General features: G+C 45.8%; 20 protein-coding genes. 15 read left to right on the top strand and 5 right to left on the bottom strand.

Annotated features, from left to right (window positions below):
- Positions 1-391: 391 nt before the first annotated feature.
- A complete protein-coding gene (locus GSQ66_RS13260) occupies positions 392-1,366 on the bottom strand; it encodes an NAD-dependent epimerase/dehydratase family protein (protein WP_162427907.1) in 975 nt (324 codons plus the stop codon).
- Positions 1,367-1,699: 333 nt separating this feature from the next.
- Between GSQ66_RS13260 and GSQ66_RS13255 the strand changes: the two genes are divergently transcribed.
- From GSQ66_RS13255 to GSQ66_RS13245, 3 genes are all read left to right on the top strand, one after another.
- On the top strand, positions 1,700-2,836 hold the full coding sequence (locus GSQ66_RS13255) for a hypothetical protein (protein ID WP_162427906.1): 1,137 nt from the start codon (positions 1,700-1,702) through the stop codon (positions 2,834-2,836).
- Between the two features lie 47 nt (positions 2,837-2,883).
- On the top strand, positions 2,884-4,080 hold the full coding sequence (gene kbl / locus GSQ66_RS13250; protein ID WP_162427905.1) for a glycine C-acetyltransferase: 1,197 nt from the start codon (positions 2,884-2,886) through the stop codon (positions 4,078-4,080).
- 258 nt (positions 4,081-4,338) lie between these two features.
- Positions 4,339-4,560 (top strand): PLDc N-terminal domain-containing protein, encoded by a 222-nt coding sequence (locus GSQ66_RS13245; RefSeq protein WP_162427904.1) that lies wholly within the window; start codon positions 4,339-4,341, stop codon positions 4,558-4,560.
- Positions 4,561-4,690: 130 nt separating this feature from the next.
- On the opposite strand, the gene cdaA is transcribed toward GSQ66_RS13245, so the two are convergent.
- Together cdaA and folP are read right to left on the bottom strand one after the other, a co-directional pair.
- Positions 4,691-5,530, bottom strand: a complete 840-nt coding sequence (gene cdaA, locus GSQ66_RS13240) for a diadenylate cyclase CdaA (RefSeq protein ID WP_162427903.1) — start codon at positions 5,528-5,530, stop codon at positions 4,691-4,693.
- Entirely contained in the window at positions 5,527-6,393 is an 867-nt protein-coding gene (gene folP / locus GSQ66_RS13235) for a dihydropteroate synthase (protein WP_202923352.1), read from the bottom strand. The genes cdaA and folP overlap by 4 nt, the downstream gene beginning before the upstream one ends.
- Positions 6,394-6,428: 35 nt before the next feature.
- On the opposite strand from folP, the gene GSQ66_RS13230 reads away from it, so the two are divergent.
- From GSQ66_RS13230 to GSQ66_RS13195, 8 genes are all read left to right on the top strand, one after another.
- On the top strand, positions 6,429-6,983 hold the full coding sequence (locus tag GSQ66_RS13230; RefSeq protein WP_162427902.1) for a DUF1599 domain-containing protein: 555 nt from the start codon (positions 6,429-6,431) through the stop codon (positions 6,981-6,983).
- Positions 6,984-7,156: 173 nt separating this feature from the next.
- Positions 7,157-7,828 (top strand): toxin-antitoxin system YwqK family antitoxin, encoded by a 672-nt coding sequence (locus GSQ66_RS13225; RefSeq protein WP_162427901.1) that lies wholly within the window; start codon positions 7,157-7,159, stop codon positions 7,826-7,828.
- Positions 7,829-7,875: 47 nt separating this feature from the next.
- The gene (locus GSQ66_RS13220) at positions 7,876-8,973 is read left to right on the top strand and encodes a BT_3928 family protein (protein WP_162427900.1); all 1,098 of its coding nucleotides are present in this window, start codon (positions 7,876-7,878) and stop codon (positions 8,971-8,973) included.
- A 247-nt stretch (positions 8,974-9,220) separates the two neighbouring features.
- Complete coding sequence (locus GSQ66_RS13215) at positions 9,221-9,847, top strand: hypothetical protein (RefSeq protein WP_162427899.1); 627 nt, start codon at positions 9,221-9,223, stop codon at positions 9,845-9,847.
- 14 nt (positions 9,848-9,861) lie between these two features.
- On the top strand, positions 9,862-10,923 hold the full coding sequence (locus GSQ66_RS13210) for an ABC transporter permease (RefSeq protein WP_238395685.1): 1,062 nt from the start codon (positions 9,862-9,864) through the stop codon (positions 10,921-10,923).
- Positions 10,924-11,012: 89 nt separating this feature from the next.
- Positions 11,013-11,519 carry a shikimate kinase gene (locus GSQ66_RS13205; protein ID WP_162427898.1) on the top strand — a complete coding sequence of 169 codons (507 nt, stop codon included), beginning with the start codon at positions 11,013-11,015 and terminating at the stop codon, positions 11,517-11,519.
- Positions 11,520-11,623: 104 nt separating this feature from the next.
- Positions 11,624-12,232, top strand: a complete 609-nt coding sequence (locus tag GSQ66_RS13200; protein ID WP_162427897.1) for a sterol desaturase family protein — start codon at positions 11,624-11,626, stop codon at positions 12,230-12,232.
- Positions 12,233-12,549: 317 nt separating this feature from the next.
- Positions 12,550-14,883, top strand: a complete 2,334-nt coding sequence (locus GSQ66_RS13195; RefSeq protein WP_162427896.1) for a T9SS type A sorting domain-containing protein — start codon at positions 12,550-12,552, stop codon at positions 14,881-14,883.
- A 38-nt stretch (positions 14,884-14,921) separates the two neighbouring features.
- Here GSQ66_RS13195 and GSQ66_RS18825 read toward each other — a convergent pair whose 3' ends face one another.
- On the bottom strand, positions 14,922-15,092 hold the full coding sequence (locus GSQ66_RS18825; protein ID WP_202923351.1) for a hypothetical protein: 171 nt from the start codon (positions 15,090-15,092) through the stop codon (positions 14,922-14,924).
- Positions 15,093-15,465: 373 nt separating this feature from the next.
- Between GSQ66_RS18825 and GSQ66_RS13190 the strand changes: the two genes are divergently transcribed.
- The 4 genes from GSQ66_RS13190 to GSQ66_RS13175 all read left to right on the top strand — a co-directional run bounded on the left by GSQ66_RS13190 (position 15,466) and on the right by GSQ66_RS13175 (position 19,434).
- On the top strand, positions 15,466-16,764 hold the full coding sequence (locus GSQ66_RS13190; protein WP_162427895.1) for a site-specific integrase: 1,299 nt from the start codon (positions 15,466-15,468) through the stop codon (positions 16,762-16,764).
- 25 nt (positions 16,765-16,789) lie between these two features.
- The gene (locus tag GSQ66_RS13185; protein ID WP_162427894.1) at positions 16,790-17,593 is read left to right on the top strand and encodes a hypothetical protein; all 804 of its coding nucleotides are present in this window, start codon (positions 16,790-16,792) and stop codon (positions 17,591-17,593) included.
- A 150-nt stretch (positions 17,594-17,743) separates the two neighbouring features.
- Positions 17,744-18,049, top strand: coding sequence for a helix-turn-helix domain-containing protein (locus GSQ66_RS13180; protein WP_202923350.1), 306 nt, complete (start codon positions 17,744-17,746; stop codon positions 18,047-18,049).
- A complete protein-coding gene (locus tag GSQ66_RS13175) occupies positions 18,049-19,434 on the top strand; it encodes a DUF3987 domain-containing protein (protein ID WP_162427893.1) in 1,386 nt (461 codons plus the stop codon). Before GSQ66_RS13180 ends, GSQ66_RS13175 begins: the two co-directional genes overlap by 1 nt.
- Before the next feature lie 406 nt (positions 19,435-19,840).
- On the opposite strand, the gene GSQ66_RS13170 is transcribed toward GSQ66_RS13175, so the two are convergent.
- Entirely contained in the window at positions 19,841-20,254 is a 414-nt protein-coding gene (locus tag GSQ66_RS13170) for a hypothetical protein (protein ID WP_162427892.1), read from the bottom strand.
- Positions 20,255-20,391: the final 137 nt, after the last annotated feature.

The following is a 20,391-nucleotide window of genomic DNA, read 5'->3' as shown; positions in this document are numbered from 1 at the left end:
TTCCCCTGTTGTTAGGGGAAGGCTGGGAAGGGGTAAAACGCCAACTATAGAACTATAGCTCCATCTAAAGCAGTAGCCCAATCCCAGAAATCCTTTAAATCTCACTTAATCCCGGTTCAGACAATCCCTGTCCCTGCCAGGCCAGCGGAGTCAGGAGACTCCACACCATTCCAAGTCACGAGCGAGGACGCTCGCGCCATCAATACGAACTATAGAACTACAACTCAAACTATAGCAACAGCCGAAACTCACTCCCGGCAGGGGCAGGTTGGAACGGCAACTATAACTCAAACTATAAACTATAGCCCAATCCTGAAAACCTTGCTTCAGACAAAATAAAAAAGGCGACACATTGCTGCACCGCCTTTCTTCAAATCTATAGTTTACAAACTTAAACAGCCTGTTCTTCCTTCATCTTTTTCAGATTCAGCAACATATCAGCGGTCATAGCATCCAGGTCGTAAGCTGGTTTCCAGTTCCAGTCCTGCTGGGCGGCGCTGTCGTCTATGCTTTGTGGCCACGAATCGGCAATCTGCTGGCGTGAGTCTGGCTTGTAGCTGATCTCAAACTCCGGGATATGCTTTTTGATGGACTCTGTGATCTCTTTAGGCGAGAAGCTCATCGCGCTCAGGTTATACGAGCTGCGTACTTTTACCTGTTCCGCTGGGGCGTGCATTAAATCCAAAGTAGCTTTCAGGGCATCCGGCATGTACATCATTGGCAGGTACGTATTCTCGCTCAGGAAGCACTCGTAGCTGGCGCTTTCCAGTGCCTGGTGGTAAATGTCTACGGCATAATCTGTAGTGCCACCGCCCGGTAACGCTTTGTACCCGATAAGGCCAGGGTAACGCAGGCTGCGCACATCCAGACCGTATTTCTCGAAATAATATTCGCACCAGCGCTCACCAGCCTGCTTGCTGATACCATACACCGTGTTCGGATCCATGATGGTATGCTGTGGCGTGTTCTGGCGTGGGGTGTTCGGGCCGAAAACAGCGATAGAGCTTGGCCAGTAAACTTTCTCCACTTTCTGTTCCAGTGCAAGGTCCAGCACGTTAAACAGGCCGTCCATGTTCAGTTTCCAGGCAAATTTCGGGTTCTTCTCGCCGGTTGCCGATAGCACAGCTGCCAGGTGATATATCTGCTTGAATTTATATTTAGCTGCCAGTTCGCCCATTGCTTTTGGGTCCAGCACATCTATTTTCTCAAAAGGTCCGGAGTCGCGCAGGTCGGCATGTTTGGGTGCTGCAATATCTGCCGCCACTACATTACTTCCGCCATACATATTCCGCAGTTCCATTGTCAGTTCGGAGCCAAGCTGGCCGCTCGAACCTATTACCAGTACCGTGTCGCTTGTGTTTGCCATAGTTACTAAAGTCGTTTGCACAAAGTAACTTATTTCGGTGCAATCCTGAAAGCATAACCTATAACAAACACAGACGCTTGTGATTTTTAGCCAGCAGATTATGGCTTAAATGCAAAAAGAGAGCATCTGCTAGTAGCAAACGCTCTCTGGTACTTCAAACTAATCTAACTTTTCACTCACCTTAAAACAAAGGTAAGCCGGTTATTTAACTCCCGGAACAGCAAGCAGCAGAGTTAACTATAATATAACATTGCCGCAAAAGCAGGTGCCGGCGTACTGGCTTGTGCTCGGGATTTACCTATATTTGTAGAGATATTACCAGAAGGTCAGGGCATGACATTTGAAGAATACCTTGTAAAGAAGCGCATCAATAAAGCTGCATTTGCCGCCGGCGACCCCGCGCGCTTTGCTGCATGGGCCGATATGTACGGCCAAATGCACCAGAACAGCTTTTATATTGCCACTAAAATGGTGATAAACGATGTGCGGTTACGGTATCATCTGGCAGAAGAAGAGGTTCAAAAATCTGCTCCTGCGCCAAGTGCGCCACGGCCGGTTATGCGCCGTGCAGCTCCGGCTACTGAAACCAGTGAAGCGGCGCAACCAGCCGTTCCCCAGGAAATTTCAGAAACTTCGCCAACTCCAAAACCAAGGCCTGTTGTAAAGCGCCCAACTATAGCAAAACCAACTATAGCCGATGGCGAAACTGCAAACCCCGAGGAAGCAAAACAAGCAGAACCCGCTAAGCCAAGACCTGTTATTAAACGCCCGGTTATTTCTAAGCCAGCAGCGACTACAGAAAGCGAAAACTCAGTTTCAGGAAGCACGCCTGCACCGGAAGGAGCTGCCCCGGCAAGGCCACGGCCGGTAATAAAGCGTCCGGCTGCTTTACAGAAACCTGCTACCGAAGAAAGTGAAACTGCCAAACCCGCCGAGCAAACTATAGTTCCGGAAGCTGAAACACCAAAACCGGCGGCGCGGCCAAGGCCAGTTATTAAAAGACCGGCTGCCTTACAGAAATCAACAGATGAAAAATCTTCGGAAACAGAGAGACCATCAACAGATAAAACTGGTGAAACTATAGATCTGGAAGCAACTATAGTTGCACCAGAGGCAGAAACGCCAAAGCCTGCACGCCCACGGCCTGTAATAAAACGACCTGTTGTGCTGCAAAAGCCCACAGCTGAAGAGACTAACCCTGAAGCAGAAAAACCGGAAGAAGAGCCAACTATAAAGATTGCTGAAGAACCTGTACCAGCTGCAAAAACGCCAGGGCCAAGACCTGTTATAAAACGGCCAGCACCGCCTGCAGAATCAACTATAAATGCAGCAAACCCGGAAGAACCTGTACAGCCAACTATAGACGAAGCAAAACCACAACTGCCAGCAGACGAAACTATAAAACCAAAGCCGGCGCGCCCGAGGCCGGTCATTAAAAGGCCACCGCCAAAACCGGACAGCGAACTATAACTGAGAACGCACGAATAACTGATAACGAGCAACTATAAACTATAACTATGTACGAAACCTTAAAACCCGACCTGGAAAAACAGCTGGAAGAAATAAAGGCTGCCGGACTATATAAGCAAGAGCGTATTATAACCACGCCACAAGGTGCTGATATTGACACCACGCAGATGCACCACGTGCTAAACTTCTGTGCCAACAATTACCTGGGCTTATCGGCTCACCCGAAAGTGATCGAAGCTGCTAAAAACGCTATTGATACGCATGGCTACGGCATGAGCTCGGTACGTTTTATCTGCGGTACACAGGATATCCACAAAGAACTGGAGCGCAAGATCTCTGAATTTTTAGGCACTGAAGATACCATACTTTACGCGGCTGCTTTTGATGCGAACGGTGGTGTTTTTGAGCCTTTGTTTGATGCGGATTCGGCTATTATTTCGGATGCACTGAACCATGCGTCTATTATTGATGGCGTGCGTTTATGTAAAGCGCAGCGTTTCCGTTACGAGCACAACGACATGGCCGACCTGGAAGCAAAACTGCAGGAAGCCGTGAATGCCAATACAAAACACCGCATCATCGTTACAGACGGCTCGTTCTCGATGGACGGCACAGTTGCCCAGTTAGATAAGATTGTGGAGCTGGCTGATAAGTACAAAGCCCTGATCATGGTAGACGATTCTCACTCGACTGGCTTTATGGGTAAGACCGGCCGTGGCGTGCACGAGTACCACAACGTGATGGGTAAGATCGATATTATTACCGGCACGCTGGGCAAAGCGCTTGGCGGTGCCATGGGTGGTTTCACGTCGGGCCACAAAGAGGTGATTGATATGCTGCGCCAGCGCTCACGTCCTTACCTGTTCTCTAACTCACTGGCTCCGTCTATAGTTGGGGCATCTATTGCCGTGCTGGATATGCTGAGCTCTACTACTGAGTTGCGCGACAAGCTGGAGTGGAACACGAGATATTTCCGTGAGCAGATAACTGCTGCCGGTTTCGACATTAAGCCAGGCGAACACCCGATCGTTCCGGTAATGTTATACGATGCACCACTGGCGCAGGAATTTGCAGCCCGTATGCTGGACAAAGGTATTTACGTAATTGGCTTCTATTTCCCGGTTGTGCCAAAAGGCCAGGCGCGTATCCGTGTGCAGCTATCAGCGGTGCACGACCGTGTGCATATTGATAAGTGTATCGCTGCCTTTACCGAAGTTGGCAGAGAGCTGGGCGTGATCAAGTAATTACATAGGCAGAGCGCGAGCTTTCTCGTTCCTAATCAAGTACGGGAACCGTAATTCGTGTCTAACTATAGTTGAACCTCTGGCGAGGCTGGAGACTTGCGCCAGAGATAAAACACGAGCTACAAGCTCGCGCCAGCGGATGACACAGTCAACTTATTTCAGGACGACTCATACAAAACAAAAAAGCCACTCTTAAACCAGGAGTGGCTTTTTTATGCCTGATATTTTGTACCTTGATGTCTAAACTATAGAGTTACAATGGAATTTCTGACTTCTGGCAACAGCAGTTTGGTGTATAGCATCGTATTTACGCTACTGATCATTTACTATGGCGGTGCATTCATCTCGCTTATCCACCTGATATTTAAAACAAACTATAACCTGACCGAGCGCCTGCTCTGGATGTTAGTGCTATGGTTACTACCTATAATTGGCCTGGTGTTTTATTGGGTAAGCTGGAAAAGAAGAAGCAGAAATTAATTGTCTGAATAGGGACTCAATCTATTCTGAGGACTCAACGTTTATCCTGCTAATCCCACAAATCTCCATTAATCTGGGTTCAGACAGAAATCTTAATAAATCAGCTAAATCTCCTTAATCACTGGTCTTTTCAGGCAGCACTCACTGACTTCTCAGAAGCACTTATAGTTGGGCGCTGGTCGGTATCGAACAGGAACTGGTTAAGCTTAACGCGCAGGTCTGCGGATGAAAGGTTACGGAAAGCTTCGCCGTTACGCACCAAAGCTACCTGGCCGGTCTCTTCCGAAACCACCAAAACAATGCTATCCGTGATCTCGGTTAAGCCGATGGCTGCGCGGTGGCGTAAACCCATTGAAGCCGGAATTTCCTGGTTCTCTGAAACCGGAAGAATGCAGCGGGCCGCTTTGATGCGGTTATTGGCAATAATTACGGCACCATCGTGCAGCGGGCTGTTCTTGTTGAAGATCGACATCAGCAGTCGTTTCGAAATCACAGCATCAATCAAATCCCCGGACTCAGCATAATATTTCAGCTCTGAGCTTTTTGCGAAAACAATCAGCGCACCCGTGTTTTTTGCGGCCAGTGATTTTGCAGCTTCGATGAATGGCGTCAGACTAAGTTTTTCGGTTGTGTCGCGGCGCCACGGGAAACCCCAGAAACGCTCGTGGTTAAGAGCCGTGGTTTTGCCGATCATCAACAGGAAACGACGAATTTCGGGCTGAAAAAGGATAATAGCAGCCAGCACACCCACGCCCATAAACTGACCCAGAATAATGCTGAGCAGCTCCATGCCGGCGGCACGCACCACCAGGTACAGCAGGTAAATAGAGAGCAGGCCTAAGAAGATCTTAAGGGCAACGCTACCGGTAAGCAGCTTGTATAGTTGGTATAGCAGGGCTGTAACAAGCAGAATATCAATAATATCCAGCAGCTCGATCTCTAAAAACCCTATCGTGAATAAGAATGTCAAAGTATTGTTCTCTTGTAAAGTTCTACAGCCTGCTTAGTTTCTTTTACGTCGTGCACGCGCAAAATAGCGGCTCCTTTCATCAGTGCAATCGTGTTCACAACTATAGTGCCGGTTAAGGCGTCGGTCTGGTGGATACCCAGCGTTTTGTAAACCATCGATTTGCGCGACATGCCCGCCAGCACAGGTAAACCCAATATACGGAAATCTTCCAGACGGTTCAGTAATTCAAAGTTATGTTCTGTTGTTTTTGCAAAGCCGAACCCCGGATCGAGTATGATATCTTTAACGCCAAGCTTTGTTAGTTTAGCCACCTGTTGCTGCAGTTCGTCCAGCACTTCTATAGTTACATTGCTATAGTTGGCCATCGTTTGCATGGTTTGCGGGGTGCCGCGCATGTGCATTAAAATGTACGGAACCTGCAACCTGGCTACGGTTTCAAACATTCTATCATCCAACGTGCCGCCTGCTACATCGTTTATAATTGCTGCGCCGGCGTTTATAGTTGCTTCGGCCACATCGGCCCTGAAGGTATCTACCGAAAGTATCACATCCGGAAACTCCTTAACTATAGCTTCGATGGCTGGTATCAACCGGTCCTGTTCTTCCTGAGACGAAATATCTGCTGCGCCGGGACGCGTGGAATAACCGCCGATATCCAGTATATCGGCCCCTTCGGAGAGCATAATGCGCGCACGTTCAACAGCTTCTTTGGAGGAGTTAAGGCGGCTGCCGGGGTAAAAAGAATCGGGGGTAAGGTTGAGAATGCCCATTACCAGCGGCGTGTCCAAAGAGAGGAGCTTTCCGCGGCAATTGAGTGTGGATTTTTTCTTAAAAAGCGTATCTTTCGAATCCAATGTAGGCATTTAGGTCTATTGATTTTAAAATTAAAGCTAAAAAGTTGATTAGTCAAACACTCCAGGAATATAATCAGGTAGTACAGCGCTGCAAAGATACTTTTGTTAAAAAGACGAAAGACTATGGCACGGCCTGGCGCGTGCTCCGGCTACCTTCTATTACCGATCAGATCTTTATCAAGGCGCAGCGCATCCGCTCAATTCAGGAGAAGGGCAAGCAGCTGGTGGAAGACGACATCCGCGATGAATTTGTAGGCATTATAAACTACTGCGTAATTGCCCTGATGCAGCTTAGCCTGCCAGCCGATGCCGAGCAGACGCTGCCCGCAGAAGAAGTAGAGCGCCAGTACACGCACCACATCGAAGAGAACATAAAGCTGCTGACAGCTAAAAACCACGATTACGGCGAAGCTTGGCGCGACATGCGTGTAAGCTCCATCACTGACATTATCCTGATGAAACTATACCGCACCAAGCAGATCGAAGACAACGAAGGCCAGACGCTGATCTCGGAAGGTGTGGAAGCCAACTACCGCGACATGATCAACTACGCCGTTTTCGCGCTGATAAAGCTGGGTGCCGGGGAGAAGGTGCAGTAAACTATAGGTTATAGCTGGGGTCTATAGTTTGATGCTATAGTTGACGATTATAGTTGCTTTCTCCTTTTTGTCATTTCGAGTGCAGCGAGAAATCTATTTAGAATCTGAGATAGATCTCTCACGCTGTTCGAGATGACAATATAGTTTTAGTTAATCAAAATAATTTGCTCTAAATGAAGCCAAATTTATTATGGTGTCTGCTTTTGCTTTGCTCATGCAGCTATTCTTCTAAAGAAGTAGCTTTTGATGCCGACAACCTAATTCAAAGCATAAGCGCAAATTATGATACTTTGAACAGTGGTGAGATTTACGAGCTAACTATAAAAACAGACTCCAGTCACTTCAACCGTTTTGGAGAAGATCCAGTGATAAAAATTAATGACAATCCTTATTACCCGTTATGGGCAGGTGAGTTTACAAACTATGTTCTAACCGAAGATATAGATATAATACCGGGAGCTGTAGTTAAGAAAGATCACAAACTTGAAATTAAGATCAAGAAAACTGCTGAGACTGATACTACCATACATATTACAAAGACCTACTTTGTTACAAACTTAGAAACCACCCCACGTAGTGAAGGAAAGCTGATCGATGGCAGAAAGAATGGTCTGTGGCGCTTTTGGTATGACAATAACAGGAAGCATCTGAAAGAAGAAAGTAGCTGGACTGAAGGCAAAAAGAATGGAGAAGCAGTAGTTTATTGGAAGAATGGCAATAAACAGCAGGTTTTAAACTATAAAACAGGTTTGCAGCATGGGGTTGCATACTTTTATTCTTCATCAGGAAGTATAGCTGACTCTGTAGCGTATGAAAATGGAGAGTTGTCAAATCAGCAACTATAAACTTATTAACTTTCTAAATCTCAAACTTTCTAACTGAAAGCAGAATCATGAAATACATCACCAAATTCTTCTGGCTCTTTGTGGGCGTGCTGTTCATCTTTTCCGGTTTGATCAAGATAAACGATCCGGTAGGCACCGCCATTAAACTGGAAGAGTATTTCGAAGTTTTCTCGACAGACATTGCTCCGTTCTTTAGCGCATTGAAGCCGGCTGCGCTGTTTCTTTCTATTTTTCTGAGTGCGCTGGAGATTGTGCTGGGTGTGGCTTTGCTCGTTCGCTGGAAACTGAAAGAAGTGCTGTGGCTGCTGCTGGCCATGATCGTATTCTTCACCTTCCTCACGTTCTACTCAGCCTACTTCAACAAAGTAACCGACTGTGGATGCTTCGGCGATGCCATTAAACTAACCCCGTGGGAGTCGTTCACCAAAGACATTGTGCTGCTTGTAATGATCATTGTGCTACTGATGACGCAACGTTACCTGCAGCCGTTTATCAGCCAGAAGGTAGGTGCAACTATAACCGCGCTTACAGCAATCCTTTCAGTAGGCATTGGCTGGTACGCTTACGAAAACCTGCCTTACATCGACTTCCGTGCTTATAAGATCGGTAATAACATCCCGACGCTCATGAAGCCATCGGCACCGCTTAAGTACAAGTACATTATGACCAAAGGCGGCCAGGAGCAGGAGTTTACAGAATACCCAACCGATACGACCTGGGCCTTTAAAGAAATGGTAGCCATTAACCCGGAAGATGGCCCGAAGATTACCGACTTTAACGTTTGGAACGACGAAGGCGACCACACGCAGGAAGTACTAACTGGTACCAAACTGGTTATAGTTGTGCATAACGTTACTAAGGCCAATACCGATGATTTTGAAAGAATAAACGCTTTAGTGGCTGAAGCTGAGAAGCAGGGCATCACGCCGATTGTTATCACCAGCAGCGGTGCGCAGGAGTTTGAGGCTTTCCGCCACGAAGTAAACCTGGCTGCTCCTTACTACTTTGGGGATCATACAGTTCTTAAAACGATTATCCGCTCAAACCCGGGTATCTGGCTATTAAAAGACGGAACCACCAAAGGCCTGTGGCACCACAACAACACGCCAACTATAGAGGAGGTAAAGGCTGCTCTTGCTAAGTAATAATTGGTGCTAATTTAATTGTCATCTCGACGATAGGAGAGATCTATTTAGAATTTGAGATAGATTTCTCGCTGCAATCGAAATGACAACTATAAATTGAATGAAAGGCTATAGGGTTTCTTAATCCGGAACTATAGCTGAAGCGGATTTCCTAATTCGCATAAACTATAACGGGGACTAAGAAGTCCTCACCAGCGAGTTTTCGGACTGGGAAGTCCGGAAGAGCGAAAGATCAATATTCAACATTTTGAAGGAAGTTCATACAATTCATAAACTGCCAAAGGAGGAAATCAGCTTACTAAAAAGTTTGATAGGAAAGGCTATTAATCGTATCCTTTGTACTGGTGTAGATATTGACTCGAACTATAACCTGTATGAATTTAGTGACGCAATAAGCATAAGCTTTGATGAACTTCGTGAGTATATAGTTATTGGAGCAGATTTTGATGAAACACACTTTGGTGGAGACTTTAACAGACTTAAATTAAGTAGTGCGAGTAAACCAGCATACATCCCTACTACTGAAGAAGGTTATATTGAAGGTAAAAATGTTTGCTTAATGGTAAAGCCTGATTTTAGAATAACGAAGATAGAGATACATGGCTTTAGCGGGAAAGATGAGTCAGATAACCTGAAGCTAGAACCATTTTGGCAGATTGAAAAAAATAACCCCAGTGTGAGTATAACTGAATATATTGAATCAGAGCATGTGCTGATATTTCATGCCAAAGATGGAAGGCAAATGCTCATTTATCCTGATGGAATATTACCCTGGATGAGAGTATCTTTCGATAATGCAGTTATAAATGACCTGATTCCGATAAAGAACAGTGATGGAGTTATTTTAACAAAACTCAAGAAAGTAATTTCTTAAACAACATTTAATACATGAAATTCATAGGATTTATACTTAGCCGAATGGGGCACGGCCTGCTGATCATGCTGGGTGTGTTGGTGGTGGTATTTTTCCTGTTCAATGTGCTGCCCGGCGACCCGGTGGCGATGCTGGCCGGCCAGCGTTCCGACCTGAGCACCCGCGAAGCCATCACCAAAGACCTTGGCCTGGATAAACCGTTGCCCGCACAGCTGCTGTACTATATAAATGATGTGTCGCCGTTGTCGGTGCATGAAGATACGGAAGCAAACCAGCAGAAGTATGAATACAGTACTATAGTTGACGTTGGCGAAGATGTGCTGGTCTGGAAAACGCCTTATTTGCGCCGCTCCTTTCAGAGCAACAAATCTGTAACCGATATCCTTTTAGATCATTTCCCGGGTACGTTATGGCTGGCAGTGGCGGCCATGCTTATTGCCACCGTGTTTGGTATCCTTTTCGGGGTGCTGGCATCACTCAAACCACATAGTACCTTAGATCATGCCTTAATCACCACATCCGTTTTGGGTATTTCTGTACCGTCTTTTGTAGCGGCCATATTAATTGCTATTACGTTTGGCTTTTACTGGAGCAACTGGACGGGCCTGAGCCTGACCGGACAACTATACGAGATCGACCCGTTTGAAGGAAAAGAGCTGATGTTGCGAAACCTGCTGCTTCCGGCTTTTGCCTTAGGTATTCGCCCGTTGGCCGTTATAGTTCAGCTTACGCGCAGCTCTATGCTCGATGTGATGTCGCAGGACTACATCCGTACGGCCCGCGCAAAGGGCCTGAACAGGCGACGGGTTATAGTTGGGCATGCCCTTAAAAACGCCCTGAACCCGGTAGTTACGGCTGCTTCAGGCTGGATGGCTTCCCTTATGGCCGGTGCCTTCTTTATCGAATATATCTTTAACTGGAAAGGCCTGGGCGCGGTAACGATACAGGCCGTTCAGAACCTCGACTTTCCGCTGGTAATGGGGGCAACCTTGTTTGTAGCGTTCCTGTTTGTAGTCATTAACATTTTTGTAGACCTGCTCTACGCCGCCCTCGACCCACGCGTTAAGCTCGACTAATTAATAATGACGAATGATTAATGACGAATTATAAGTTATAGCTCCATGGTTATTATTCATTACTCATTATTAACTAATCATTAAAAAAGATGCTGATCTTTTTACTCGGTATGATGGGCAGTGGCAAAAGCACGCTGGGGCAGGAGCTGGCGGAAAAGCTGGGTTATACTTTCCTGGACCTGGACGCAGTTATTGAGCAGAATGAAAACAGAACTATAGCCGAGATATTTGCTACAGAAGGGCAGGAGGGGTTTCGGGAGGTAGAGCGCCAGGCTTTACAAACTATAGTTGCCAACTATAAGCAAGCTATAGTTGCTACCGGCGGCGGTACCCCATGCTTTTTTGATAACATGGCATTGATGGATACCGCCGGAGAAACCATTTTCCTGGACGTGCCAGTAAAAAAAATTGCCCGAAGGCTCTCAAAATCAGACCTATCTGTCCGCCCTTTGCTGGCTGGCAAAACACAATCCCAATTAATCTCGTTCTTAGGCAAAACATTATCAGAAAGACGCCGGTTTTATGAACAGGCAAAGCACATAGTTGCGAGTCCGCCGTATACTATAAATGCATTGCTGGCGTTGCTTCCGCTGTAATTACATATTGCAAAATCCATACTTCTTAATCCCTTTTCCGGCGAAGCAGCTTTTCTGTTTTATTTAGTTCTGCGGTCAGAAAAACTATTGCGTAAACAAAAACTATGAAGCCTAATCACAAAGGACGAGCCCAGATCTTTGAGAACCCTGTTCTTGAAAGACTAACCAGAACACACATTGCCCTGCCTATCTTTATTTTTATAGCTATCTCGGTAGGCCTTATCTACTATGGCATTACCTATGGTTTTATAGATGTGCTGGAAGCGGTAGGGCTTTTCTTCCTGGGCTGGGCTATTTTCAGCTTAATGGAGTATGCGGCCCACCGTTTCATTTTCCATATGGATACCGACACGCCGGTTAAAGCACGCATTCAGTATACATTCCATGGTAACCACCACGATTACCCAAAAGACAAGGAACGGCTGGCAATGCCTCCTATCGTTAGCGTGCTCATTGCCTCGTTGCTGTTTTTTGTGTTTAAGCTGATTTTCGGGCAGTTTGTGTTCGGGATATTAGCCGGCGTATTATTTGGTTACGCTTTATACTTGTGGGTACATTATGCCGTGCATGCCTATGCGCCGCCTAAAAACTTCCTCAAAACACTCTGGATCCACCACAGCATTCATCACTACAAAGACCCGGAAGTTGCCTATGGTGTGTCGTCGCCGCTTTGGGATTACCTGCTCGGGACTATGCCCAAAAGGTCTAAATAGCTATACTTTATTTTCCCATTCAATATTTTAAAGGAGCCAGGTGCTCCTTTTTTTTTGCCGGCCCAAGATTTTTTCTTCGTGTACAGCCGACAGGAATAATCAATGTTTAAACACTTTATGTACCTGATTTACAGTGGCACTTTATTGTACTTTATAAATATAGCACAAAGCTAAATAACCTACTTTTTGTGGTAAACTATTGATTACTAAGCTTATAATATATGGTTATATTATGATATGATAATATGTGTGCCTACCTTGCAGCCTCAATCAAAAAATAGCAAAAGCGCTACATGTTTTGAACTGTAAACTAGGAGATGAAGAAGCCAATAACTTACAAAAGAGTACTTATTTTCTTTTTCATGATGTGCAGCCTGACCATAGAGCCTGCAGGCGCACAGATCAGTATACCACAAATGACGGCTTACGGCTACCAGCTAAAGCATGCCTATTCCCAAAATTTTAATTCGCTGCCAGCTACCGGTGACTGGATAAACGGGAGCACCCTGCCAGGTTGGTATGCAACACCGCTACGTGGTATTATGCCATCCGGTATAGCTGCTAATGACGGATCATCCCGAACAATTGGGTTGTATAGTTTCGGAAGCACAGATAACCCTGACAGGGCGTTAGGCGGACATGGTGCAAATGGCTGGGGCGGATACTACTATGCTGTCCGGTTTAAGAATAACTCAGGTGCTACATTAAAGCATATCAAAATAAACTATAGTATAGAGCAATGGTTCTGGAACAGGCAAACAACTGTACCCTTCTCTGCCAGCTATGCTATTGCACCAACTATAACTGACCCAGGCAGTACGCTTGCCTGGACGCACATTCCCTCATCACAAATGACCATCGGTAACCAGCCATATAGCGGGAATAACCTGGTAACAGATGGGAATGCGGCAAATAACAAATGGACAGTTTCTGAGACTCTGCTTAACGTAAACCTGGCCCCCAACCAGGAGATCATGATTAGGTGGGAACAGCACGATGCTTCAGGGATAACAGGAAGCGGACAGAACTTCCCTTCTGTTGCGCTGGATGATGTGCAGATCGAGTTCATTCAGAACGATGTGTTTTATGCAGTAAGTAAGGTGCTTAGCAATCAGTCAAGCTGGTCTGTCGACGGCACCAGTTCCGGCAGAACCCCCAAGAACTTTACAGATATAGACCAGACTTTTGTAGTGGCTGCAGGCGGGCACTACAAACTTAGCAGAGACCTGACTATCTCCGGGCTTAACTCTAAACTTATACTTGGCGAAGAGACTGCTATAGCAACATTAACCATCCCTAATAAATACAGGCTGAAGGCATTGATTGATATTGCCAATGGCTCAACACTAATTGTAAATCATGCAACCAGGGCTCCTGTCTTTGGTAGCCTGGCTCCTAATAGCAATGTGATCTATAACACTGATAGTACAGACGCCCCTGTACAAGGCAATTTTGGTAACCTGCACATAACCGGCAGCAGAGAGAAGGTAATTGATATGCCGGTACAGGTGCGGGGTAAGTTAAGGCTGGCCGGTACAGGAGTAAAGTTACGGAACGCGACCATAACCTTAGAAAACGGGGCAGCTATAGAACACATCGGCGAAGCAGCCTTTATTAAACTGGGGCCTCAAGGCACTGTAAAACAGTATCTTCAATCGGGAAGTACCAGGTTTCTTCCGGTAGGCTCAGAGCGTAGCTATACACCTGTTGGTATTACATTGCCGGCAGGTAAGGCTGCGCGGTATGTAAGCGTAACTATAGAAGACGGTGTTTACGCGCATTACGATGCTTCCCGCAAGGGCCTTGGCGAGCCATTACAGGGTGGGTTGGTAAATAAAGTATGGATGATCGACCAGGAGGGGGCCACGAGTCCGGATGCAGAAGTTGCTTTTTACTGGAATCCTGAAGATGAGCTTCCTGATTTTGACCGCACCATGTCAGAGATGGCTTACTACAACGGGACGGTATGGGAATCGGCAGGAGGGATAGTTGCAACTATGGCCGGCGCACGTGCAGCAGCAGCTCTGCCGACAAACTACGTTACCTTAGCTAACGCCAGGGGCGGGATGTATGGCGTATGGCAGCCGCCACGCAATCCGTTGCCGGTCGAGCTTACCGCATTTACAGCAAGATATAAAGATGGCATCACCACCTTAAAATGGACTACAGCATCTGAAAGAGGGAGTGATTATTTTTCTGTAGAAGTAAGCCTGGACGGGAAGCATTTCAGTGAAGTGGGGCAGGTTAAAGCGGCAGGTTTCAGCTCAGTTGTTAATAACTATACATTTACGCACCTGCCCACTACTGACGGTATAGTTTACTACAGGCTGGTAGAGTATGCCGAAGATGGTGAGAAGTCGTTTTCCGGGACAGTAAGTGTAAACGCCAAGGAAGATGGCCCGGCAAAAATAGTAGCTTATCCGAATCCGGGGCATGGCAAACTATACCTTACATCGGCAACTATAACCGGTGAAACAAACTTGGTGGTGCGTAACATGAACGGTAAAACGATGCTCACGAAAACAATTGTATTATCTCCCGCTGAGCCGGTTGAAGTTGATCTGCAGCACCTTTCGGAGGGTATTTATATAGTTCAGCTACAAAGTAGTGCAGGCTGGCAAACAATACGGTGGATACACTTGCCCCGATAGGGACAATGAAAAAAGGAGCCCATCGGGCTCCTTTTTTTTTATCCTCTGAATTTCCTGAAAATCCAGACAACCAGGAGTATGATCAATACTATAATAACGAGTGCAGTCCACATGCCTGCCTTGAAAATATCTCCTACCAGTTCGCAACTGCTCAGCGTAAACGCCATCAGTATAAACAGTGTGGCCAGGTATGTTCTTAAATTATTCATAGTGCTGTCTTTTAGTTTTGTCGAACAACGAACCGCACATAGCTAAACTATAGCCCGGACCGTCATATGAAAATATACTTATTAGTTGATACTATAAATTCTGGAAAAGGTTGATAGGGAGAAGTTGGCGGGAAGGTATAAAAACAAAAAAGCCACTCATTTCTGAGTGGCTTTTGCTCCCCCTCCTGGGCTCGAACCAGGGACCCCCTGATTAACAGTCACAGGTGCATCTTGCCATTTGTTATCAGATGTTTTCCTATGTGCTGTAAAACAATGACTTAAGTAATGGCACTCTGTATGTTTTTTCCTTTTTTGATAGGTTTTGTCATGGTTTGTATGCAAATTGTATGCAAATATTAATGGTGTATACAACATGCAGGACGCCTCCACCCACATCATCCTTGACACAAGAAGAGTGCTTAAAGACGGCACTTTTCCCGTGAAGCTTCGGGTAACCCATCAGCGGAAGCAGAAGTACTACCCTACGGGTGTTAGTCTTGCTCTGGAAGATTTCGAGAGGCTGAACTCTAACCGTCCCGGGCGGGAACTCAAAGATATCGGGCTGGAACTGCAGGACATCGAACGGAAGGCCGTCAGGGTCATTGAAAAGCTACCAAGCTTCTCATTCGAAGAGTTTGAAAGGAGACTGCAGCGGAGCGGCTCACCCAGCGAGATTTTCTCAGCCTTTGACACGGCCATCACCAGGCTCCGGAAGGCAGGAAGGGCAGCCACTGCTGATAACTACGAGAGTGCACGTAACTCTCTCAGGAGGTTTGCCAGCGGAAAGGCTTTTACGCCAAGGAAGGGAAAGACGAAGGCAGAGATCGCAACCCTGCTTCATGAAGAGGAAAAGAACACAACGCCTTTGCCTTTCTCCCGTGTCACACCTGATTTTCTGGAGAACTATGAGGAATGGATGTTGCAGGAAGGACGTTCCGGTACCACCGTGGGCATTTACCTGCGTCCGCTCCGCGCCCTTTTCAATGAGGCCATTGCCTCCGGTGAAGTGTCTCAGGAGTTATATCCCTTCGGAAAGCGGAAGTACCAGATTCCCTCCGGCGCAAACGTGAAAAAAGCGTTGGCGCTGAAAGACATCCAGAGGATTTTTGATTATGTTCCTGCGACCGAAAGTGAGGCCAGAAGCAGAGACCTGTGGCTGTTTTCCTACCTGTGCAGCGGAATCAATGTAAAAGACATCGCCAGGCTTACCTATAGGCAACTTGATAAGGAAACTATTATTTTTGTCAGGTCCAAGACCAGACGTACTACCAGGCAGAAGCAGAAGCAGATCACAGTGCCATTGTTGCCGGAAGCGATGGCTATCATTGGCAGGTGGGGGAATAAGCCCGTCACCCCGGATACCTATATATTTCCTGTCCTTGTCTCAGCTCTATCTCCCGAACAGGAGCTGGCCAGAGTCAAGCAGGCTACCAAGACGGTTAACAAGTATATGAAGCGAATAGCCACTGCGCTAGGTATAGAAAAAGATGTGACCACCTATACAGCCAGGCATTCCTTTTCTACTGTCCTGAAGCGCTCCGGGGTCTCTACCGCCTTCATCTCAGAATCATTAGGTCATTCCAGCGAAAAAACCACCCAGCATTACCTGGACAGTTTTGAAACAGATGCAAAACGGCAGGTGGTTTCGAAGTTGACCGCATTTCCTAAATAGATTAACTTGTATTAAAATCCGCTATATGAATTCCAGCTATAATACCGTTCAGCTATTCAGATTTCTGGAGCTGCTTAGCTTCTGTTATCCATATCAGGTAAATGTGATTCATTTCAGAAACCTTCTGAGTGATACCTGGAATCATCTGAAAGGAGAAATTTATCTCAACCTGACTGCCCTTGAGCAGCAAAACCGGTTGATCTACCTCAACATGTTACGTCAGGAAATAGAAAAGAAGATGTTGCAGGTAAATGCTGACGGTGAGCAATGGAGTGAGTGGGCTTATAAATACGATGGAATCAGTTCCAGTATTTTTAAAGACAGAGAAATAACCGGGCAGCTTTTGGTGCATATGGAAGAAGACCATCCGTCCCGATACGATGTGAGGGACTATTATCGTCCGGCAGAGAAGATACATACAAGGGAACATTCCCTTGCGCACAGGTTTTACAACTATACATATGCTTATTTCTCTACTGAAGCTCTAGATTTTATAGAGCATGCTCTCACCAGTCTGCAGCCGGCTGGAAATCTACAAAAGAAAACTATGGTGAAGACTTCACTGACCGTGGCTGAATTAGGCTTTTTTATCAGAGCCCTAGTGGAAAAGAAAGTAATAAGTATACCGGAAGGTAAGCTGAGAGCATTATGCAGAGCTGTAGCTGAGAGCCTTGAAACCAAGGGGAAAAAAGGGGAGCAATTAAGCGTGGATAGTCTCAGCAATAAGTATTATTCCAAAGATCCCGCGGAGGCAGCGGAGTCCGTGCAATCAAAATTTTATGAGCTTTACCTCTATGCAAAAGAAACTTCAAAAAAATCGGGAGTGTAAACCTGTTGACTTACAGTGATTTAATATGGGGTTGCACAACCCTTTACAACTACCCTTCGCCTTGTCCAACATCTAAGTTTGTGGTGTCTGATGGTCGTAAAGCCGCCAGTCAGGCATGTAAGAAGTTATTCATATTAAACACAAAAACAGATGTTGGAAACAACGAAACTACTAGCAAAGCTAGATCAGATCGAACAGCTGCTTCTGCAGCAGAATGTAACAGCTAAGCAGGTGCTTAGCTTTAAGGAGGCCTGTGCCTACATGGGTATCAGTGCGAGTTTTATGTACAAGCTTACCGGTGCAAGAGCAATCGCGCACTCCTGCCCGAATGGCAAGATGCTTTACTTCAAGAAGCAGGAACTTGATTCATGGATGCAGCGCAACCCTAAGCGTGCTCAGACATTTGTCAGACAAGGCTACGATGTGGTATCACTGCAGAAAGGAGGGGCGAGATAATGTCAAAGAAAGAGACACAGGAAAAAGCAGTACAGGAAAAAGCTGGCCAAGAGAAAGCAGCACAGATACTGGAAGGAAACCGTCTTTCAAAGCTTCCTGTCATCCACAAATCAGTATACAATATCCTGCCGGCTCTTCTGAAAGAAGGTGCAGACCGGTTTGAGTCTGAACGCGAAAAGGATGTGTTCCTGCTCGGCAGTCTGGGAATTATCAGTGGATGTATGCGGAACACGCAAGGAGTCTATGACCAGCGGTTGGTATTCCCCAATATATATGCCTTCGTGGTGGCACCGCCAGCAAGTGGGAAGGGGGTGATGGTTTATGCCAGAATGCTAGGAGAAGCATATCATAACAGAATGCTCTTCAGCAGCAAGGAAGCTCTTAAAGCTTATGAAGCTTACCGCAAGGAAATGCAGGCCGGTAATCAGCCTATTGCCATGGAAAAGCCTGCAGAGCAAGTGCTGTTCATTCCCGGAAACGCAAGTGCTGCTGCGGTGATCAAGCACCTGAAACAAGGGGAGGGGGCAGGCATCATCTGTGAAGCAGAAGCGGATTCTCTGGCCAACAGTTTCAGTCAGGACTGGGGCAATTTTGATGATGTGGTCCGGAATGCTTTTCAGCATGAAACTATTAGTCTTACTCGCAAAGGAGAAGGGGAGTTTGTGGAGATACAGCAGCCTCGTCTTTCGATTGCCATTTCAGGTACGCCGGGGCAGGTGAGAGCAATGGTGCCTACTGCTGAAAACGGTCTCTTCAGCCGGTTTCTGTATTACACCTTTGAGGCTCCGGTAAAATGGAGGGATGTATCTCCCAGAAAGGATGGGGTGAATCATACGGAGTTTTTTAAAGAAATGTCGGAGCGTATGCTGGCGTTTGTGGATTTTACCCATGCTTCTCCGACAGAATTCACGCTGAGTGAAAGTCAGTGGAAATGGCTCAACAGACAGTTTGAAGAGTGGCTTTTCAAAACATACGAAGCCATGGGCATGGAAGCAACAAGTATTACCAAACGTTTGGGGCTGACAACATTCCGGATTGCCATGATACTGTCAGTGCTGCGTAAGTATGAAGCAGGTAACATGGTGAAGCAGCTGGTTTGCGACGACACTGACTTTGAGACAGCAATGACCCTAGCTGCCACCTTTCATGAGCATGCCAATTACATGTACTCCGTCCTGCCTAAAACAGAGACAAATGCAGGAGATCAGAAGCTGCGAATATTTAATGATCTGCTGCCGGATAAGTTTGAAACAAAGGCAGCTTTAGAGGTTATCAGTAAACTAGGCCTGAAAGAGAGGTCTGCCTATAACTATTTGAGTTCTCTGATATCCTTGGGGCTGCTTGCAAAGGTTCCCTCAGGTGGTTATGAAAAGCTAAAATTATAAAGTAGGGCTTTGCAAACGTTGCAGTAGTGCAGCCAGGTGCTAAAATACCCGGTACTGCACCACTGCACGTTTTGCAATGCTTTTTTTAGCTATGTTCTAATTTATACTATAGAATAATTTTTTATTATAAAATCCAGTAGCCTTAATCTTTCCTTCTTTTTAGGTAGGAACTAATTCAGGTTTTCTATGCAGATGGTTCAGGTAATATACAAGACAGTCATATTAAGAATCATGCTGCTACCATATATTTGGAGCTTTCTTCTCGTAAAAGCAGAAAGCAGGGAATCTCTGGATGTCTATTAGCTTTATAACCGCTGCTAATTTTGATACATTCAAAGTAAATGATGATAACTTATGATGTTATAGTAATCTAATTTGTTAGCACTCTCTCATTTGTAATAGAACACTATAAGATAGGATCATATATCATTACAAGAAATCTGTCTTTTTCAATCTCCAGAGTTATCTTGGTCTTCATTTCTTTTGTAATCCAAACATTTTCCCCCTCATGGTAATTCTCTTCATTTAGTTTAATAATCATTGTTGAGAGTTTTTCTTTAGGCATTATTCTGATGAAGCGGACACATACATCTTCTACCATTATAAAATAAAGCAGTACGAAGGGATCTTCTATGTGTCTGTAACCTAACCTCACGCTGTTGTTGCTCAGTGATTCTTCATTTCTGTATTCCCATTTATCTCCGTAATAGTCTGCCATGTTTGACCTTATCTCCGTGCCTGATGACCCTAGCATGTTCTGGGCAGTGGCACAATAAAGTATAGAAAAGCAAAAGGAAAGAAGTAGAATTAGTTTTTTCATTATTGTCAGGTTTTAGATGCAGAAATAGATTATAGAACTTCTTGGCCGGACTGCTACAGGAACCAGGTCATTGATTTAAAGCTGGAGTCAAGCAAATCATATAGTTGTCATGACCTGCATAGGGCAAGTGTTTAAAA

This window comes from Pontibacter pudoricolor (genome assembly GCF_010092985.1).
Lineage (GTDB): Bacteria > Bacteroidota > Bacteroidia > Cytophagales > Hymenobacteraceae > Pontibacter > Pontibacter pudoricolor.
This window is presented reverse-complemented; position numbering and strand designations above follow the sequence as displayed.

Bases quoted from the DNA above. Each gene is read 5' to 3' on its own strand.
- GSQ66_RS13260 (WP_162427907.1), bottom strand. From the start codon at position 1,366: ATGGCAAACACAAGCGACACGGTACTGGTAATAGGTTCGAGCGGCCAG.
- GSQ66_RS13255 (WP_162427906.1), top strand. From the start codon at position 1,700: ATGACATTTGAAGAATACCTTGTAAAGAAGCGCATCAATAAAGCTGCA.
- kbl (WP_162427905.1), top strand. From the start codon at position 2,884: ATGTACGAAACCTTAAAACCCGACCTGGAAAAACAGCTGGAAGAAATA.
- GSQ66_RS13245 (WP_162427904.1), top strand. From the start codon at position 4,339: ATGGAATTTCTGACTTCTGGCAACAGCAGTTTGGTGTATAGCATCGTA.
- folP (WP_202923352.1), bottom strand. From the start codon at position 6,393: ATGCCTACATTGGATTCGAAAGATACGCTTTTTAAGAAAAAATCCACA.
- GSQ66_RS13225 (WP_162427901.1), top strand. From the start codon at position 7,157: ATGAAGCCAAATTTATTATGGTGTCTGCTTTTGCTTTGCTCATGCAGC.
- GSQ66_RS13220 (WP_162427900.1), top strand. From the start codon at position 7,876: ATGAAATACATCACCAAATTCTTCTGGCTCTTTGTGGGCGTGCTGTTC.
- GSQ66_RS13210 (WP_238395685.1), top strand. From the start codon at position 9,862: ATGAAATTCATAGGATTTATACTTAGCCGAATGGGGCACGGCCTGCTG.
- GSQ66_RS13205 (WP_162427898.1), top strand. From the start codon at position 11,013: ATGCTGATCTTTTTACTCGGTATGATGGGCAGTGGCAAAAGCACGCTG.
- GSQ66_RS13200 (WP_162427897.1), top strand. From the start codon at position 11,624: ATGAAGCCTAATCACAAAGGACGAGCCCAGATCTTTGAGAACCCTGTT.
- GSQ66_RS13195 (WP_162427896.1), top strand. From the start codon at position 12,550: ATGAAGAAGCCAATAACTTACAAAAGAGTACTTATTTTCTTTTTCATG.
- GSQ66_RS18825 (WP_202923351.1), bottom strand. From the start codon at position 15,092: ATGAATAATTTAAGAACATACCTGGCCACACTGTTTATACTGATGGCG.
- GSQ66_RS13190 (WP_162427895.1), top strand. From the start codon at position 15,466: ATGCAGGACGCCTCCACCCACATCATCCTTGACACAAGAAGAGTGCTT.
- GSQ66_RS13185 (WP_162427894.1), top strand. From the start codon at position 16,790: ATGAATTCCAGCTATAATACCGTTCAGCTATTCAGATTTCTGGAGCTG.
- GSQ66_RS13180 (WP_202923350.1), top strand. From the start codon at position 17,744: ATGTTGGAAACAACGAAACTACTAGCAAAGCTAGATCAGATCGAACAG.
- GSQ66_RS13175 (WP_162427893.1), top strand. From the start codon at position 18,049: ATGTCAAAGAAAGAGACACAGGAAAAAGCAGTACAGGAAAAAGCTGGC.
- GSQ66_RS13170 (WP_162427892.1), bottom strand. From the start codon at position 20,254: ATGAAAAAACTAATTCTACTTCTTTCCTTTTGCTTTTCTATACTTTAT.